Genomic DNA, 18,237 nt, shown 5'->3' with positions numbered 1-18,237 from the left:
TCACGCCGACTTTTTGTCAATTTTTAGCCACTTTTTTGTCAAAAAATAATCCCCATTTTTTCAGAACGTAACAGCAGCTTCGAGCCCGGCCTCAGCAGGGCCCAAAACTGCCGTTTGCCGACCCGGAGCATCAGGGACAGGGATAGGTAAACTCCCGGTGGATTTCCTCGATCGCCTCCAGCACAGGCTCAGCCAGCGTGATATTGGCAGAGCCGATGTTCTCCCGGAGCTGATCCATCGTGGTCGCGCCAATGATGTTGCTGGTGACGAAGCTCCGGCTGTTCACGTAGGCAAGGGCCAGCTGGGTCGGCGTCAGGCCGTGCTGACCGGCCAGCTCGGCATAGGCGCGGGTTGCATCCATGCCACGGTCGGATGTGTACCGGCTGAAGCGTTCATAGAGGGTGAGCCGCCCCTTCTCTGGCCACTTGCCACCAAGATACTTGCCCGACAACATGCCAAAGGCCAGGGGCGAGTAGGCCAGCAGACCGGTCTGCTCACGATGGGCGAACTCCGCCAGCCCCAACTCGAACGTGCGGTTAAGCAGGTTATAGGGATTCTGGATACTGACCACCCGGGGCCAGCCTTTTTCCCGGGACAGCCGCAGGTACTCGGAGGTCCCCCAGGGCGTCTCGTTTGACAGGCCGATGTGGCGGACCTTCCCTTCCCGGACCAGTTCGTCCAGTGCTGAGAGGGTTTCCTCGATCGGCGTGGCGTCCTCATCCGGCTTGTGCACATAACCCAGTTTGCCAAAGAAGTTGGCGTTCCGGTCCGGCCAGTGCACCTGGTACAGATCGATGTAATCCGTCTGCAGACGCTTGAGGCTGTCCTCGCAGGCCTGACGGATATGATCCCGGGTCAGCCTGGGACCATTGCGCAGGTAACTCAGGCCATTGCCCGGCCCCGCCACCTTCGAGGCGATCACCAGATCGTCCCGGCGGCCACGCCGGGCCAGCCAGTTGCCCAGGTAGGTTTCCGTCCGCCCCTGGGTGTCCGGTTTCGGCGGCACCGGGTACATTTCCGCGGCGTCGATGAAGTTGATGCCCTCACCCGTCGCATAGTCCAGCTGTTCGAAGGCTTCCTGCTCGGTGTTCTGCTCGCCCCAGGTCATGGTGCCCAGGCAGATCAGGCTCACATCAATGTTGGTATTACCTAACTTTCGCGTCTGCATATCGTCTCCGCTTCAGTTCATTGCACGGGTAAAAGGAATGTCACGGGAGTGTCGCATAACTGTCATGTGCGCTTCCCATAGTGAAGGCATGTAAGAGGAACCACAGGAAACACCGTGACCCAGACCACCCAGCCCAACCGGCGCCAGCAACACATTACCATTGTTTCCGAGACTTTTCCGCCGGAAATCAATGGCGTGGCCAATACGTTGCGACACCTGTGCCAGGGGCTGATGCAGCGGGGCCACCGGGTAACTGTGGTCAGGCCCCGGCAGCGTCACGAACTGACTGGCTCCGTGGCCAGTGCTGGTGACGCCCTGTTCAATGAGGAGCTTGTAGTTCCGGGCCTGCCACTGCCCGGCTATGCCGACCTCCGCTTTGGCTTTACCAGCACTCGTCGCTTGGCGCGCCTGTGGCGGGATCAACGCCCGGACGCGGTCTATGTTGCTACCCAGGGGCCACTGGGTGTGGCGGCGGTGAGCGCGGCAAGACGGATCGGCATCCCGGTCAGCTCCGGCTTCCACACCAATTTCCACCAGTACAGCCGCTACTACGGCATCGGAGCCCTGGAACGGGTGCTTTGCGCCTACGGCCGCTGGTTCCACAACCGCACGGACGTAACCCTCGTTCCCACCCGCAAGATGCAGCAGGTAACCCGTGCCATGGGGATCCCTGCCACCGGCCTGTGGAGCCGGGGCATAGACTGCAACCGGTTCTCCCCCCACAAGCGGGATAACGAGCTTCGCAGGCAATGGGGGCTCGCGCCGAACGACCGGGCGATAATCTATGTCGGTCGCCTGGCCCCGGAGAAAAACCTTCGCCTGGCGGTGGCCTGCTATGAAAGGATCCGGGGGCTTCACCCCAACTCCCGGTTCATCCTCGTTGGCGACGGGCCTTTGCGTCGTGAACTGAGCGAGCGCCATCCCGAATACCTGTTCTGCGGTATCCGTCGGGGAGAGGAGCTGGCGAAATTCTATGCATCCGGGGATCTGTTCCTGTTCCCGAGCAAGACCGACACTTTCGGCAACGTGGTACTGGAAGCCATGGCCAGCGGCCTGGCGGTGGTGGCGTTTGACGATGGTGCAGCCAGCGAACACATCCGGAACGAAGAGAACGGGATGAAAGTCCACCTCGAGGATGACGAGGGCTTTGTCGACTGCGCCCTGAGACTGGCCGACCAGCCGACACTGCTTGGCCGCCTGCGCAACCAGGCCCGACTCGATGCCCTGGAACTCAACTGGTCAGCCCAGATCGAACAGTTCGAACAGCTGGTCCTCAACCCGGATAACAAGGCGGGGTACCATGTCCTCAACAAGCAAAGCATCTCGATTCTTTGAGCGGGCCGACCAGCGGGAATACCTGCTGTGCCAGGCCATCAACCGCTCGGTCCGGTTCCGGCCGGTGCTGGGTTACTTCCGCACAGTCAGCCGGCTGGGCGATGGCTGGTTCTGGTACGCGCTGATCCTGTCACTGCCACTGATTGAACCGGCTGCAGGACCCGGCCTGGCCCTGCTGATGGCCATAACGGGCCTGACCTCGACGGTCACCTACAAGCTGCTGAAACGGTGGCTGATCCGGGAGCGGCCGTTCATATCCTTCCCGTCCATCAACTGCGGCACGCCGCCCCTGGACCGCTACAGCTTCCCTTCCGGCCACACACTCTATGCTGCCTGCTTCCAGGTCATGTTGATGGCCGCCCTGCCCGGGCTGGCGCTGTACATCCTGCCCTTCACCCTGAGCGTTGCCGCCTCGCGGGTGGTTCTGGGTCTGCATTACCCGACCGACGTGATTGCCGGGGCGCTGATCGGCGGTGCTATCGGTTACCTGTCCTTCCACCAGCTATTGGGGGCAGCCACGGCGATGATCGCCGGCTGATCAGTCGAACAGCCTCAACTGGGTCACCGGCGCATCATCATTGCGGAACCGCACACCCACTCCGAGCAACCGGACCGGCCGCTCGGTGTTGGTGACCAGCTCGTCTAGCAGGGGCTGATAATCGGCCACCTCGGGCTCGGCCAAATAGTCACGGACCCGCTCCAGGGTGTGGGTGGAAAAATCACTGTAACGGATCTTTATAAACAGCTTGTGGATCGGTTTGCTTCGCCCTTTCCGGCTGAGCCGGAGGTTGAGATCTGCCACCAGGGCGGGCATGACCGACTCGCAAGCGCTCTTGTCCGGCAAATCCTGGGAAAAGGTGCGCTCGACACTCACCGACTTGGCGATGCGGGACACCACCACCGGCCGTTCGTCCCGACCATGGGCCATCTCGTGCAGGCGATAGCCCTGCTTGCCAAACCGGTCCAGCAGGACATCCGCCCCCAACGCCTGCATGTCACCGCAGGTCTTTACCCCCAGGGCATGGAGTTTGGCGGCGGTCACCTGCCCCACCCCGAAGAGCTTCTCCACCGGCAGGTCACGGACAAACTCCTGCACCCGGTCCGGGGTGATGACAAAGAGGCCGTCGGGTTTCTGCCAGTCGCTGGCAATCTTGGCGAGGAACTTGTTGGGCGCTACCCCGGCGGAAACCGTGATGCCCACTTCCCGGTGAATGCGCTCCCTGAGATAACGGGCCATGAGGGTGCCGCTGCCCTTGTGGTCGGAAACATCAGACACATCCAGGAAGGCCTCATCCAGGGACAGGGGCTCCACCAGGTCGGTCAGCTCCCGCAGGATATCCATCACCTGGCGGGAGACCGCCCGGTACTTGCCCATGTCCGGCGGCACCGTCACCAGACCCGGGCACAGGCGCCGGGCTTCACTACCGGGCATGGCCGAACGGACGCCGAAGGCGCGGGCCCGGTAATTGCAGGTGGTTACCACGCCCCGGCCACCCTCACCACCCACGGCCAGGGGAACATCCCGCAGGCTGGGGTCGTCTCGCATTTCCACGGCGGCGTAGAAGCAATCACAATCCACATGGATGATCTTGCGCTGGGGCATGGTCAGGGGGCTCGCGTCCACACTCTGTACATATATACAGCCTTGTATATTACGCTAACATGCCGAGAATGTCAGGGAACTCCAACAACACTACCAGGACTACCGCGAGGGCCCCATGAGCAACCCGATCCCCGAATCCGAACGCACTGAAATTGAAGCGGCGGCCTTCCGCCGTCTGGTCAAGCACCTGCGGGACAACACCGAGGTGCAGAATATCGATCTGATGAACCTGGCCGGGTTCTGCCGCAACTGCCTGTCAAAATGGTACCGGGCGGAGGCCGAGGAACGCGGTTTCGAGATTTCCGATCCCGACGCCCGGGAAGAAATCTACGGCATGCCCTACGAAGAATGGAAAGAGCGCTACCAGGTCGGCCCCAAGCAGGATCACAAGTAATGAACGTGAACGAGGCGGTGCGCATCCATCTGGCGGCCCTGGAGGCCGGCCGCAGCGATTTCGATGACACCCTGGCGTTGGTCGAACGCTACTTCGAGTACCAGCCGACCGGTTTTCACAACGGCCCGCTGTTCAACGCCGCCGGAGAGAACGCCGCTTCCTGTCGGGTATTCGGGCTCGGGCGCCACTGCAATCTCAGTGAGTCCGAAACCCTCCGCCTGTTTGCCCAGCATTATCAGCAGGTACTGGACGAGCCCGCCGGTGACAGCCACGGCAATATCCGCCAGTTCATCAGCACCGGCTGGTCCGGCATCCGCTTTGACGGCGAACCCTTGCGACCTCTCACTGCGCCCGATACCAAGGAAGAGACACCTTCATGACCGATACCGCCAGCACCGGGGTACAACAGAGTTTCCAGTTCAAGAGCGCGAACGTCTCGCTGACAGCCCTTGAGCTCTATTACTTCGATAACGACGAGTTCGAGACCAACCTCCGGGAAAAGATCAACCAGGCGCCGGGGTTCTTCAAGGACATCCCGCTGATCATCAGTCTGGAGAAGTACGAGGGGCTGGACAGTGAACTGGACTTCTTCAAGATCATCGGTACCTGCCGCCGGCACAACATCCAGGTGATCGGCGTGCGTGGCGGTAATGAAGACCAGCGCCGGCTTGCCCGGGGCGCGTCACTGGCACTGCTGCCGGGCTCCGGCCAGCGGGAAAAGCCCCAGGAACCGGAGGCGACCGCAGAACCGGAGAGCGAACCGCAGACCGGGCAGCCTACCGGCCCGGCACCGGCCCGGATCATCAACCATCCGGTCCGTTCGGGCCAACAGATCCATGCCCCGGAAGGCGACGTGATCGTGCTTGGGCCAGTGCAGGCCGGGGCGGAAATCCTGGCGGCTGGCAACATCCATGTCTACGGCCCGCTGCGGGGCCGGGCACTGGCCGGAATCCACGGCGGCGAATCCGCCCGGATTTTCTGCCAGTCACTGGAAGCAGAGCTTGTGTCCATCGCCGGACACTATAAAATCTCCGAAGATCTTCAGGACAACGGCTGGAAGAACGCTGTGCAGATCCAGCTCAGGGACGACCTGCTGGTGGTAACGCCACTGGACAAGGCCTGATGTTTACAACCAACAATAACGACCAAGAAGACACGACGAATCCACCGCGAAACAGGAACTGAACCTTGGCTAGAATCATTGTCGTAACCTCAGGAAAAGGCGGCGTTGGCAAGACCACCACCAGCGCCTCAATCAGCACCGGCCTTGCCAAGCGCGGTCACAAGACCGTCGTTATCGATTTCGACGTGGGACTGCGCAATCTGGATCTGATCATGAATTGCGAGCGCCGGGTCGTCTATGACTTCGTCAACGTCATCCAGGGCGAAGCCTCACTGAACCAGGCCCTCATCCGGGACAAGCGGGTGGATACGCTCTACATCCTCCCCGCCTCCCAGACCCGGGAAAAAGAAGCGCTCACCCGCGAAGGCGTGGAGCGGGTCATCAACGAGCTGTCGGAAACGTTCGACTACATCGTCTGCGACTCTCCGGCGGGTATCGAGCACGGCGCCCTCATGGCCCTGTACCATGCCGACGAAGCCATCGTGGTCACCAACCCGGAAGTCTCCTCGGTGCGTGATTCCGACCGCATCCTGGGCATTCTGCAGAGCAAGTCCCGGCGGGCGGAAATGGGCCTGGACCCGGTGAAAGAACACCTGCTGCTGACCCGATACAACCCGGACCGGGTTTCCAAGGGTGAAATGCTGTCCGTGGGTGATGTGGAAGAGATCCTCGCCATCCCTTTGCTGGGCGTGATTCCCGAAAGCCAGGTGGTGCTCAATGCCTCCAACCAGGGTTTGCCGGTCATTCTTGAGGAAGGCAGCGATGCCGGCCAGGCCTATGAGGATGCGGTCGCCCGCCTGTTGGGGGAGGAGCGGGAGCACCGCTTCATGACCGCCCAGAAGAAAGGGTTCTTCACGCGGATGTTCAAGGGAGGCTAAGGGATGAGTTTCCTCGATTATTTCAGGAGCAAGAAAAACGCAAGCGCCAGTGTCGCCAAGGAGCGTCTGCAGATTATCGTGGCCCATGAACGTGGCCAGCGGGAGCAGCCGGACTACCTGCCCCAGCTCCAGCAGGAGCTGCTGGAAGTCATCCGCAAGTATGTGCAGATTTCCGATGACATGGTGCAGGTCGAAGTGGACCGCAATGAACGGTGTTCGGTACTTGAACTGAACGTCACACTACCGGAAAAATAGTCCTGCCCCGCTACCAGCGGGCAAAGTGATCCTCCATCAATCCCCGTAGTCCTGCTACGGGGATTTTTGTTCCTGCCTCGTCAATCACCGTGCCGCTGAAGGTGCCCACATACTGGCGGAAATTCGAGGCCAGAATGCCCGCATTCAGCTTCTCCTTGCGCACTCCCGCTGGCACGAAATGCAGATCCACCCGGCCATCGGTCGTGATCACATGCCAGTCGCTGCCGGGCCGGTAACGGTCGAAGGAGAAACTGGCCGCGGCCAGTTTCGAGCAGACACCGTCCAGCCAGAGAGCGTTTTCCGTCATTCCGGTTTCGTTGACACCGGCGGCCAGGTTCAGCCCGAACGACCGGCCACCTTCCAGCACGCCTGCGATGGCGGCCCAGTTCCAGGCGGTTTCCCGGCGCATGAAGCCACAGCTCCAGTCGATGGAACCCCGGACATTGTCATCGCAACGCCAGATCTGGTGATCCCAGCGGACTTCACCCTCCACTTTCAGTCCGGCGGACTTGCGGGTGAACACCCAGCCATTGTATCCCGCCGGGCATACCAGGCGCAGCGGATCGTGATCTTCCCGAAGTTCCAGATCAACCCGGATTCCGCCGGGCGCGGACACCGAAACATTACGCCCGCCGGTCGCCGGCACAATGTGCAGGTCAACCTCCCCCTTTTGGAAACGGGCCAGGCCATGCTCGGGGTAGGGCTCCAGATGTGTCCCCATCGCCAGCGGCTGCAGGAATGACCGCTCCATCATGGTTCCGGATTCGAAGTCGTACAGATAGAAGAAGCCATTTCCAAGCAGCTTCAGATCCACCAGGGCCATACCGAACACCCAGCCAGGGCCCATGGCACTGACGAACTGGAACTGGTTGAACCGCCACCGGCGCGCCAGTCGCGAGCGGGGCCGATCCATGACCGAACGCAGGTCATAGTCCAGGTAGTTGATGGTATCTACCGGTTCACTGAGCACTCCGGCAGGAACTCGTCCCTTGTCGTCAATCAGCTTCGTCATGGTCATAGCGGTCGTCAGATCGGGCCAATTCGCGGAACCATCAGCCAGTGGAGTTACCTGGTTCACAATCCCCTGTGTTCGTGCCTTTGCCGGCCTTTACCCCATGCTAGACTCGGCGGCATCGTCTTCAAGGAAGTGTACTCTATGAGAAGTCCAAGAGCCCATGGGTTTGCAGGCCGGGGCATTGTCTTTGCAGGGATGGTCTGCACCTGGATGCTCGCAGCCCTGAGCGGCACCGCAATGACGGCAGAACTGCCGGATGAGCAGACCGCCGACTGGGAACTGCGCACGGAAACCGACAACATCCGCATCTACACCACCGGTCAGCCCGGTTCCAAATTCAAGGCTTTCAAGGCAGTTGCGACGCTCGATGTCCCGATCGAAAATCTGATGGCGGTCATGATCAATCCGGCCTCCTGCACCGAGTGGGTCCACAATTGCAGCGAATCCTATGCCTTCGGAGAGGGTGACTTCCATGAACGCTACGCCTACTCGGTGAACGACATGCCCTGGCCGGTGGCGGACCGTGATTACGTACTGCGGATCCGCACCCGGGGCGACCGTGCCAGCGGCGAGGTCACCATGGACCTGAATGCCACCCCCGACCTGCGGGCCGAAAGCAGCAACCGGATCCGGGTAGACCGCTCGGACACCCTGTACCGGTTCATCCCCGAGGGCGACAGCACCCGGATGATCTGGGTACAACACACGGATCCCAATGGTGCCCTGCCCGGATGGCTGGTCAATTCCCTGTTGGTAGACATTCCGGTGCGTTCCATTCAGGCCCTGGAGGACGTCGCCCGCGCACCGCGCTACCAGGGATTCGAGCTGGTCTGGGACGAACAAGGCAAGCTGTTGGATGTGGTGCTTTCGGATTCGTGAGGGATGACGCCCCCCGCAACACGCGCTAAGCTTTACGGAAAAGGACAGCAACAAGAGGCAGGCCTCACCCGATGACCGTTCTCGCCCACGAGATCATGACCCCCAGCATCAAAGCCGTACCCCAGAACTGGACGATGGACCGTCTGGCCCGCTTCCTCACCGATAACGAAATCACCGGCAGCCCCGTTACCGACGACAACGGGGAAATCGTCGGCATCGCCACCCTCAAGGACATCACCGAATTCCGCTGGAATGCAAGCCGCTCGGACACCGGCTCCCGACTGACCCCGGAGGAGGAGATCGAGGCACGGCGCCTGCGCATGGCCATTTTCGAGGAGATGGGCAAGGTCCCGGTGGAAGTTCGCGATATCATGACCCCGATCGTTTTATCCGTTGACGAGCAGACGCCGGTGCGAGACATTGCCAATATCATGATGCGTGAGCACCTGCACCGGATTTTTGTCACCAGCGATTCAAGAATTACCGGTATCATCACGACCTACGACATGCTCAAGCTGATATCGGACAAGGAACTGACGCAGCGCTGCGCCGAGAACGACTGAGCCACCAGAGAGGTAGCCTCCCCTATGCCAAGAGCACCGCAAGCTCGGAAAAAGATGTACGTCCTCGACACCAATGTCCTGATCCACGACCCCAACGCCCTCCTCAACTTCGAAGAACACGATGTCATTATCCCGATGACCGTCCTGGAAGAGCTGGACAGCCTCAAGTCCGGCAAGCAGACGGTCGCCGCCGATTGCCGCCAGGCCATCCGGAACATCGACAAGGTCCTGGGCGATGCCAGCCCGAAAGAAATCGAGAAAGGTGTGCCGATCGTGCGGGGCAAGAAAGCCGCGCCCCTGGGCAAGCTGCTGATCCTGATGAGCACTGAGCACCTGGACTCCCACTCACTGCCCGAGCACCTGAACGACAACAAGATCATCAACACCCTGGCCGCACTGCAGAACCGTCACAAGTCCCGGGACATCATCCTGGTGAGCAAGGACATCAACATGCGCCTGAAGGCGCGCGGATTCGGGGTCGAAGCGCAGGATTACCACAACGACCAGCTGCTTGATGACATCGACCTGTTGCCCAAGGGCTACCACGAGTTCAGCAATTCCTTCTGGGACAACATCGAGAAGGTGGAAACCGTGCAACGGGAAGGGGTCACCGAGCACATCCTGCGCCGGGAAGGGCCTCTGGCCAAAATCAACATCAACGAGTTTGTCCTCGACGAGCAGGGCTTTGTCGGCAAGGCGGTGGATCTGGACGAGGAACGCATCATCATCCGGGACCTGCACCAGCATGACCTGATGAACGAGGAGGTCTGGGGTCTGGTTCCCCGGGACATCTACCAGGCGATTGCCCTGAACCTGCTGCTGGACCCGGATGTCCACATGGTCAACCTGACCGGCTCCGCCGGTTCGGGCAAAACCATCCTGGCCCTGGCCGCATGCATCGAGATGACCGTTGCCAGCAAGCTTTACAAACGCATCATTGCCACCCGTTCGACCCAGGGGCTGGACGAGGACATCGGCTTCCTGCCCGGCACCGAAGCGGAGAAAATGGAGCCCTGGCTGGGAGCCATCGTGGACAACCTGGAGGCGCTGCACGAGGACGACGAGAACATGACCGCCTCGGTGGACTACATCCTCAGCAAGGTCCCGTTGCACTTCAAGTCCATGAACTACATCCGCGGCCGCAGCTTCCAGCACAGCCTGATCATCATCGACGAGTGCCAGAACCTGACGCCGCACCAGATCAAGACCATCATCACCCGGGCGGGCAACGGCTCCAAGGTGATCTGCCTGGGCAACCTGGCGCAGATCGATACGCCGTACCTGAGCGCCCTCAGTTCCGGCCTCACCTACATGACCGAACGCTTCAAGGGCTTCCGCCATGGCGCCCACGTGCACCTGCAGGGCGTTCCCCGCTCGGTTCTGGCGGAGTACGCCGAAGCCAACCTCTGATCTCCCAGACCTGTTGACCCTGGCGACATGCGCCAGGGTCGATCCTGCCATCGCCGGCCGTTTGTTATAGAACTAATGTGATCCCTATCCCAAACGTGACACATCGTAATAACAAACGACAAAGGCGATACCATGCGAAACCTAATCCTGTTCACCCTTGCCGGGCTGTCGGCGGCAGCCCTGAGCGGCTGCGGTGGCGATTCTTCCGGGAATGCCACCTCCGACGTCCAGAGCCAACAGAAAGAGCCGGTTGTCAGCAGTACCAGCCCCAGCCGCTACAAGCGCCCACTGCCGGACAGCGAGGCGGAACTCACGGCGGCCTCCTGCTCCGAAGGCACCGACCTGACCGGCGGGCGCAGCTACCGGGTGCAGATGCCCTCCCGGGTCGATGGCGCCGCCATTGTGTTCCAGGTATTCGAACCCACCCAGTTTGACTGCAGGATCCGTCACCCCCTGATCCTGCAGGGACACGGCTTCAGCGGTTCGCGCTCGACCGAGGCGGGCAGCGACCCACTGGCCCCCATCGAACCCCTGATTGATGCCGGCTATGCGGTGATCAGTATCGACCAGCGTGGGCATGGCGAAAGCGGCGGTACGATCCGGGTCATGGATCCGGATCTGGAGGGCCAGGACCTGGTCCAGATCGTGGACTGGGCCGAAGCCAACCTAGATTACCTGAAATACCGCCAGGACAACCTGTTGCTGGGCGGTATCGGTGGCAGTTACGGCGGAGGTTTCCAATACCTGCTCTACAACGTCGATCCGGACCAGCGCATGGATGCCATGGTGCCCCACATCACGTGGCATGACCTGACCTATAGTCTGAACCCGGGCGACGTCACCAAGAACTACTGGCTGGCCTTCCTGTCAGTGATGGGTGATACCCAGACCGGACTATCCATGGATCCATACCTGCGCAGCTCCCTGATCGACGGCATTACCACAGGCGTTTTCCCGGACAGCGCCCTGGATTTCTTCCATTATCACAGCCCGAGCTATTTCTGGCAGAACGAGCGCGAACTTGCCTTACTGGATAACGGCAACACCGACGACTACCTGCTGGAGCCGGTCACCGGACAGCTCCCGTTGACCAGCGATGGCCGCTATATTGTCAAGACACCGCCCCGTGCGCCCTACCCGGTGGACGTGCTGATGTTCCAGGGCATGCGCGACAGCCTGTTCCCGTTCAACGAGGCGGCGGAGAACTACCGGATCCTCAAGGCCGCCGGGGGCGATGTCCGTTTGCTGACCTACCCGTTCAGCCACCACTACCTGGCCCCCAACGTCGGCCTGATCCAGGAAACCCTGGCCAATCTCACCTTCTACGGTGGTGAGTTGCCAAGCCTGGCCAGCGGCGACCTCAATGCCCTTGCCCGGTGCGGTGACATCAGCGCCAACCAGGCCACGGTGGCCTGGTTCAATGAGAAACTGCTCGGCCGCGGCAACGCCGACAACGTCATCACCACCGGTGACCAGATCTGCTACACCCTGGCCCCGGGCGATGCCATCTCGGCGCCGGAGATTACCACCGGCGGCGCTACCTTCCCGGTGGGCTTCGATGCTCTGGGTAACCCGCTGCCTTCGTCTGTACTGATTGGTGCTGCCGGGATCGCACCCACCGTGGTTCCCCTGGAAACCCTGGAATCGGAAGCGGTTGTTGCCGGTATTCCCACGGCCAATCTGAATGTAAGCACTGGACTGCCGGAGCTGGATGCCCAGTGTCTGGAAAGTTCCGATCCGATCCTGCACGCGGGCACCTGCGACAGCATTGTCTTTGCCGGTATCGGCGTGATTCGCCAGAACCAGGTAGCGCCGGAGCTGATCGATGAACAGGTGCATCCCCTGCGCGGACTGGGCGAGCATACCGTGGAACTGACCGGCATCGCCGAGCGGCTCGACGCCGGTGACCAGCTGGTATTGATGCTGTATGGCCAGCACCCGACCTTTGCCGGCGCGTTCTCCCGGGATCCGGTGGTGCCGGCGGTGCAGGTGACCGGCGAGGTGGCGCTGCCGCTACTCAGCGCGGATGGCCAGTCACCCCTGGCGGAAGCGAAAAACGACTGAGGTCACGACCCCGGACAGGGCTCAGTCCTTGAACTGGGCCTTGTCCAGGCCGTGCTTTTTCATCTTGTCGTAGAGGGTCTTGCGGGCAATGCCGAGCTGGACCATGGTGTCCTTGATGCTCCCGTGACAGGCGTTAAGGGCACTGACAACCGCCGTGCGCTCGAAGCTGTCCATCATTTCGGCCAGAGTCTGCCGACCCGAGATGTTGCCCTCACCGCCCGGTTCGTTCTCATCCAGGGCGGCCGGGCCCAGCAGCACGTAACGTTCGGCCAGGTTCCGCAGCTCCCTGACATTCCCCGGCCAGGACCGCTGCATCAGGCGGGCCGCCTGGCCGGCATCCAGGGGTATGCTCTCCCGGTCGTAGCGGGCGGCGGCAATCAGCACAAAGTGGTGGAACAACAGGGGGATATCTTCCTTGCGCTCCCGCAGTGGCGGGATGTCCACCTTCACCACGTTCAGTCGGTAATACAGGTCGGCCCTGAATTCCCCGTCATCGCTGAGTTTTTTCAGGTCCGCCTTGGTGGCGGCAATGATGCGAACATCCACATCCTGCACCTGGTTGCTGCCCAGGCGCTCGACCTTCTGCTCCTCCAGCACCCGCAGCAACTTGATCTGCAGGGGCATGGGCATGCTTTCCACCTCGTCCAGGAACAGGGTGCCCTTGTGGGCATGCTCGATCTTGCCGATCCTCCGTTTGTCCGCCCCGGTGAAGGCGCCGGCTTCATGGCCGAACAGCTCGCTCTCGATCAGGTTCTCCGGCACCGCGCCGCAATTGATGGCGACGAAATTGTGGGCGCTGCGCGGGCTGTTTTCGTGGATGTAACGGGCCAGGGCATCCTTGCCGGAACCGGTTTCGCCGTGCAGCAGGATGTTGGCAGAGATATCCAGGATGGGATCGATGGTTGCCATCACCCTCTGCATGGACGGTGAATCCCCGAGGATCCGCGGCCCCGGTTTGGCCATCTGCCGCAGCTGGGCTTTCAGCCGCCGGTTTTCCAGCGCCAGGTGTCGTTTCTCCAGGGCGTGGCGCAGCAGCTCGATCAACTCCTCATGATCAAAGGGCTTCTCGATGAAGTCGTAGGCCCCCTGCTGCATGGCGGTGACCGCGGTACTGATGTCGCCCTGACCGGTGAGGATGATGACCGGAATGCTGTCATCCACCGCCCGGACCTGCTCCAGCATTTGCAGGCCATCCATGCCGGGCATGTTGTAGTCGCACAGGACAATGCCCTCGAAGTCTGCCGTGATGGTTTTCAGGGCCTCCGCCGCGCCTTCGAAACAGGCCACCGGCAAATCCTCAAGGGTCAGGGTCTGGGCCATGGCCTGGAGAATGTGCGGGTCATCATCCACAAAGATTACCGAGGGTTGTGTCATTCCGTTGCCTCCCGCTGTTGCAAGGTCAGTACAAATTCCGCGCCGGGGCCGTCCGGGCGGTTACGCCCGGTAAGGGTGCCACCCAGGGCATCGACGATCTGCCGAGAAATGGACAGGCCAAGCCCCAGTCCCTGTTTGACCGACTTGGTGGTAAAGAAGGGTTCAAAAATCTGCTCGGTGTTACCCGGCAGCCCGTAACCGTTATCCCGGACGATGCAGCACCAGTGACCGTCGTCCGCTTCCACATCGATGGTAATGACCGGCGCCTCGCGTTCTTCCACCGCCTGTGCCGCATTGGCCAGCAGATTCACCATCACCTGCTCGATCCGGATCAGGTCGCCGTGGCACATTATCGGCTGTTCCGGACGGTTCCACCGGATATCGATACCGGCACTGTTCTTCTGGGCCTTGATGATCTTCAGGGCCGCATCCACCGACAGTCGCAGATCCACCACCGACGGTGGACCTTCGGACTTGCGGGCAAACACCTTGAACTGCCGGGTCAGCTCCGCCATCTTGTCGCACAGGGTAATGATTTCCGAGAGGTTGGCGTCCACCATATCGGTGGCGCCTTTTTCCAGAAAACGGCGGCTGTTGCGGGCATAGGTCTGGATGGCCGTCAGCGGCTGGTTCATCTCGTGATTCAACCCCGCCGACATCTGCCCCAGCACCGCCAGCTTGGCGGCCTGGATCAGCTCCTGCTGGGTTTCCCGAAGCTCGCTCTGGGCCCGTTCACGCTCACGGATTTCCTCCAGCAACTGCTGGTTGGAATGCTCCAGATCCCGGGTACGCTCCGCCACCCTGCGTTCCAGCTGTTCTCCCCGCAGCGCCAGCTCCGCTTCCCGGCGGTAGCGCTCCCTCAGATACAACCACGCCAGCAAGACCCCCAGGTAAATTGCCAGGCCGCCAACCAGGAAAGCCAGCCGGGTCCAGAGCACGGGCGCGGTGGAAACCATCACCTGGAGTGTCCAGTCCAGGCGGGGCAGCGGCGTCCGGACTGCCAGGTAGTCCTGCCGCCCTTCCTTAGAGCGGATCCGGATCTTGGCGGACCTTTCGGACAAGCCCCAGGGCAGGCCCATACGTTCGATCTCCATGGGCTGCAGCTGACGCTCCGGGTAACGTTGCCGGGTCTCCAACGACAGTTCTCCCCGACGGTCGGCGGAGAAATCCCGATAGAGCCAGGCTGGGCGACTGGCCAGGAAACTGATACCGGAATCATCCAGCACCACCATTTCCGCCTCACTGAGCGACGCCGGCCGGTGCCACTGGGATTCCAGTTCATGCACCAGCACTTTCACGGCGATCACCCCCAGGATCCTGCCCCGGTCGCTTCGTATCGGGTGCGAAAAGTACAGACCCCGGACACCGGACATCAGGCCCAGGGCAAAATAGATCACAGAATCACCGGTCGCCATGGCCTCGGAAAAATAGGGGCGGAAGGAATAGTTGCTGCCAACAAAACTGTCCTCCTGAAGATAGTTGTTGGCAGCGATGGTCAGGCCGGAGGTGTCCATGAGGTAAACATCGGAACTACCGACAATGGTCGCCATTCTCTGCATTTCCCGATTGGCCTGGAGAATGACGAACGGGTCATCGGGGTTCAGCAGTGCCCGCTCCATGAGCGGATGCTCGGCCATCAATTCCGGGATGGGAAGGTAACGGTTCAGTTCGTTGGCAACCAACTGACGGTAGCGGAAGGATTCCTCGAGACTTTCCTGTTCCACCTGCCGATAACCGGCCCAGCCGCCCAGCACCCAGGACAAACCCAGGGTGATCAACAACAGCAGGGAAGCAACAATGCGGAAAGGCATGACAGTCAGTCCCGAAAAAAGCGCTAGCCTAGCGCCCCGGACGGGCGGGCACAACCAGAGCTGTGCCCGCCCGTCCGGAATACGGTTACGCCATCAGGATACCGCCGGTGCCAGGCGGGCCCGACGCTGACGCTGCATTACGAAGGCAAGCACGGCCATGGCGATACCGCCAAGATCCGTCCAGATGCCCCCTTCGATCATCAGCAAGGCAGCACCGATCAGCAGCAGACGGGTCACCCAGGGTGCAGACACCTTGCCGAACCAGCCAAGCACCCCACCAGACAGCAGGTAGACACCAAACGTGGCGGTTACCAGTGCCCGGGCGATCTCGAACCAGCCCGCATCCATCAACAGCGCGCCATTGTAGAAGAACATGAACGGCACGATGAACGCAGCGATACCGATCCGGAACGAGGCAACCGACGTGGCCATGGCATTGGCGCCGGAGATGCCGGCAGCGGCATAGGAGGCCAGGGCTACAGGCGGCGTGATCGCCGACACCACCGCGAAGTAGAACACAAAGAAGTGCGCGGTCAACGGTTCAATACCCAGCTGCACCAGGCCCGGCGCCACCACCGAGGCTGCCACCGCGTAGGCCGCCGTTGTCGGCATCCCCATGCCCAACAGGATGGAAATGAACATGGCGAAAATCAGGGCCAATAACTGGCTGGCTTCTGCCACATCCAGCAACAGGACCGAGAATCGTGCCCCGACACCGGTCAGCGAGATCACACCCACGATCACACCGGCAGCGGCGCAAACCACGATGATCTGGATCGACATGATTGAGGCCAGATCCAGGGCACGAAGAATCGCCCGAAGGCCCATTTTGTTGGGAGACAGCCAGCTGACAACTGCTGCCGCGGCGGTGGCCAGCGTGCCCGCACGAATCACCGAATAGCCTTGGAACAGCGCGTAGATCAGGATAATGATCGGAATGAACAGATACACCTGCTTGATCAGGCGCCGGAGCTTTGGCAGCTCATCCTCGCGCATACCGCGCATGCCGGTCTTCGCAGCTTCGAAATCCACCATGAAATAGACCGAGGCAAAGTACAGAATGGCCGGAATGATCGCCGCGATCGCAATCTCGGTATACGGAATACCGGTAATCTCCGCCATGATGAAGGCGCCGGCCCCCATAATCGGCGGCATGATCTGGCCACCGGTGGAAGCGGCTGCCTCCACTGCGCCAGCGGACGTTTTCTTGTAGCCCATCTTCTTCATCAACGGGATGGTCAGTGAGCCGGTTGAAACCACGTTACCGGCACTGGTGCCGTTGATCATGCCCATCAGGCCGGACGCAAAAATCGCCACCTTCGCCGGCCCGCCCCGGGACCGACCGGCCGCCGCGAAGGCAAAGTTGACGAAATAGTCACCCACCTTGGAAGCCTGCAGGAAGGCGGCAAAAATAATGAAAAGAATGATGTAGGTAGAGGACACAGCGGTGGTCGGCCCGAGAATACCCGCATCGGTGTAGACCTGGCTGAAGAAACGTTTGACGGAAAGGCCCGGATAACCCAGGAATCCGGGCAGGTAAGGGCCGACAAAGACATAAGCCAGGAAAACCAGGCCAATAATGACCAGCGCCATACCAGCCACACGGCGTGTCATTTCCATGATCAGCGCAGTACCGGCGACGGCCGCAAAGGAAATTCCCACAGGCGAGAAAGGTGTGCCCGTAGACATGCGGATATTGGTGTTATAGACAACCAGCAGATAGGTGGCGACTGACACGGAGCAGACCATCAGCACCAGATCCGGCACACTGAAGCGGGAGCGGCCGCGCTGGTGGAACCAGCTGACGATAATACCAACTGCAGTGGCAGCGATCAGCGGCCAGCCGAAGTGCCAGGTCTCGAGCTCGGGCGCAATGCGCATCGCGCCGCCTTGCAGAGTCTGATAGAACACGAAGCCCTGATAAAGAGAATACAGTGCCGGCAACAGCGCAACACCGGCAATCCAGCTGGTCCAGCGATGGCGGGCCTCACCCTCCTCGGCAGTAACGAACCGGGCGCCGGCATACAGCATGAAGCCGAGCAACAGGGCGCCGGCAACGTGGACAATCCGGAACGACCAGGTTTCCAGGGGAGCAATGTTCAGGGTGTAAAGGTGGAACGATGAGTAGGCAATGGTCAGCAGCGTAACAAACTTCAGAAGCCCACCCTCAAACATTCGACGGTTCGGTTCAACCGGCTCCTCGTCGACGTTGTGGGCAAGAATGTGGTCTTCGTCCTCGGTCACCCGGGGCGAATGTTGGATTTCGTGTTCAGTGGACATGATACAAACCTGCTAGCGGGAACACCGGATCGGTTCAGGACCGGAAAACCGGGAGGCTGCCGAAGCAGCCTCCTCATACACAACG

General features: G+C 61.0%; 17 protein-coding genes. 11 read left to right on the top strand and 6 right to left on the bottom strand.

Annotated elements, in window-relative coordinates; translation table 11 throughout:
- Positions 1-130: 130 nt before the first annotated feature.
- Positions 131-1,168 carry an NADP(H)-dependent aldo-keto reductase gene (locus DET50_RS00885; RefSeq protein ID WP_113861012.1) on the bottom strand — a complete coding sequence of 346 codons (1,038 nt, stop codon included), beginning with the start codon at positions 1,166-1,168 and terminating at the stop codon, positions 131-133.
- A 114-nt stretch (positions 1,169-1,282) separates the two neighbouring features.
- Between DET50_RS00885 and DET50_RS00880 the strand changes: the two genes are divergently transcribed.
- Together DET50_RS00880 and DET50_RS00875 are read left to right on the top strand one after the other, a co-directional pair.
- A complete protein-coding gene (locus tag DET50_RS00880) occupies positions 1,283-2,503 on the top strand; it encodes a glycosyltransferase family 4 protein (protein WP_113861011.1) in 1,221 nt (406 codons plus the stop codon).
- Complete coding sequence (locus DET50_RS00875) at positions 2,469-3,041, top strand: phosphatase PAP2 family protein (protein ID WP_113861010.1); 573 nt, start codon at positions 2,469-2,471, stop codon at positions 3,039-3,041. The genes DET50_RS00880 and DET50_RS00875 overlap by 35 nt, the downstream gene beginning before the upstream one ends.
- Here the strand turns inward: DET50_RS00875 and dinB are convergent, their stop codons facing one another.
- The gene (gene dinB / locus DET50_RS00870; protein WP_113861009.1) at positions 3,042-4,106 is read right to left on the bottom strand and encodes a DNA polymerase IV; all 1,065 of its coding nucleotides are present in this window, start codon (positions 4,104-4,106) and stop codon (positions 3,042-3,044) included.
- 115 nt (positions 4,107-4,221) lie between these two features.
- On the opposite strand from dinB, the gene DET50_RS00865 reads away from it, so the two are divergent.
- The 5 genes from DET50_RS00865 (at position 4,222) to minE (ending at position 6,756) form a co-directional block, all read left to right on the top strand.
- A complete protein-coding gene (locus DET50_RS00865) occupies positions 4,222-4,500 on the top strand; it encodes a DUF1244 domain-containing protein (protein ID WP_092004956.1) in 279 nt (92 codons plus the stop codon).
- Positions 4,500-4,880, top strand: coding sequence for a HopJ type III effector protein (locus tag DET50_RS00860; RefSeq protein ID WP_113861008.1), 381 nt, complete (start codon positions 4,500-4,502; stop codon positions 4,878-4,880). Before DET50_RS00865 ends, DET50_RS00860 begins: the two co-directional genes overlap by 1 nt.
- Positions 4,877-5,623 carry a septum site-determining protein MinC gene (minC, locus tag DET50_RS00855; protein ID WP_092004962.1) on the top strand — a complete coding sequence of 249 codons (747 nt, stop codon included), beginning with the start codon at positions 4,877-4,879 and terminating at the stop codon, positions 5,621-5,623. The genes DET50_RS00860 and minC overlap by 4 nt, the downstream gene beginning before the upstream one ends.
- Positions 5,624-5,688: 65 nt before the next feature.
- Positions 5,689-6,501 carry a septum site-determining protein MinD gene (gene minD / locus DET50_RS00850; protein ID WP_092004965.1) on the top strand — a complete coding sequence of 271 codons (813 nt, stop codon included), beginning with the start codon at positions 5,689-5,691 and terminating at the stop codon, positions 6,499-6,501.
- 3 nt (positions 6,502-6,504) lie between these two features.
- Complete coding sequence (gene minE / locus DET50_RS00845; protein WP_092004968.1) at positions 6,505-6,756, top strand: cell division topological specificity factor MinE; 252 nt, start codon at positions 6,505-6,507, stop codon at positions 6,754-6,756.
- A gap of 10 nt (positions 6,757-6,766) precedes the next feature.
- Here the strand turns inward: minE and DET50_RS00840 are convergent, their stop codons facing one another.
- Positions 6,767-7,774, bottom strand: a complete 1,008-nt coding sequence (locus tag DET50_RS00840; protein WP_113861243.1) for a DUF2804 domain-containing protein — start codon at positions 7,772-7,774, stop codon at positions 6,767-6,769.
- Positions 7,775-7,912: 138 nt separating this feature from the next.
- Between DET50_RS00840 and DET50_RS00835 the strand changes: the two genes are divergently transcribed.
- The 4 genes from DET50_RS00835 (at position 7,913) to DET50_RS00820 (ending at position 12,687) form a co-directional block, all read left to right on the top strand.
- Positions 7,913-8,650 (top strand): START domain-containing protein, encoded by a 738-nt coding sequence (locus DET50_RS00835; protein ID WP_113861007.1) that lies wholly within the window; start codon positions 7,913-7,915, stop codon positions 8,648-8,650.
- A gap of 71 nt (positions 8,651-8,721) precedes the next feature.
- The gene (locus DET50_RS00830; RefSeq protein ID WP_113861006.1) at positions 8,722-9,213 is read left to right on the top strand and encodes a CBS domain-containing protein; all 492 of its coding nucleotides are present in this window, start codon (positions 8,722-8,724) and stop codon (positions 9,211-9,213) included.
- Between the two features lie 54 nt (positions 9,214-9,267).
- Positions 9,268-10,623, top strand: coding sequence for a PhoH family protein (locus DET50_RS00825; RefSeq protein WP_092004976.1), 1,356 nt, complete (start codon positions 9,268-9,270; stop codon positions 10,621-10,623).
- Positions 10,624-10,755: 132 nt separating this feature from the next.
- Positions 10,756-12,687 (top strand): CocE/NonD family hydrolase, encoded by a 1,932-nt coding sequence (locus tag DET50_RS00820; RefSeq protein WP_113861005.1) that lies wholly within the window; start codon positions 10,756-10,758, stop codon positions 12,685-12,687.
- Between the two features lie 21 nt (positions 12,688-12,708).
- On the opposite strand, the gene DET50_RS00815 is transcribed toward DET50_RS00820, so the two are convergent.
- From DET50_RS00815 to DET50_RS00805, 3 genes are all read right to left on the bottom strand, one after another.
- Positions 12,709-14,061 carry a sigma-54-dependent transcriptional regulator gene (locus tag DET50_RS00815; RefSeq protein WP_113861004.1) on the bottom strand — a complete coding sequence of 451 codons (1,353 nt, stop codon included), beginning with the start codon at positions 14,059-14,061 and terminating at the stop codon, positions 12,709-12,711.
- A complete protein-coding gene (locus DET50_RS00810) occupies positions 14,058-15,872 on the bottom strand; it encodes a sensor histidine kinase (RefSeq protein ID WP_113861003.1) in 1,815 nt (604 codons plus the stop codon). The genes DET50_RS00815 and DET50_RS00810 overlap by 4 nt, the downstream gene beginning before the upstream one ends.
- Before the next feature lie 93 nt (positions 15,873-15,965).
- Positions 15,966-18,152: a TRAP transporter permease gene (locus tag DET50_RS00805; RefSeq protein ID WP_113861002.1), complete on the bottom strand. Its 2,187-nt coding sequence runs from the start codon at positions 18,150-18,152 to the stop codon at positions 15,966-15,968.
- Positions 18,153-18,237 lie beyond the last annotated feature (85 nt).

Origin of the sequence: Marinobacter pelagius, assembly GCF_003315345.1 — a bacterium.
GTDB classification, from domain to species: Bacteria; Pseudomonadota; Gammaproteobacteria; order Pseudomonadales; family Oleiphilaceae; genus Marinobacter; species Marinobacter pelagius_A.
Note: the sequence above shows the minus strand (reverse complement) of the source record. Positions and strands in the feature narration are given on the sequence as shown.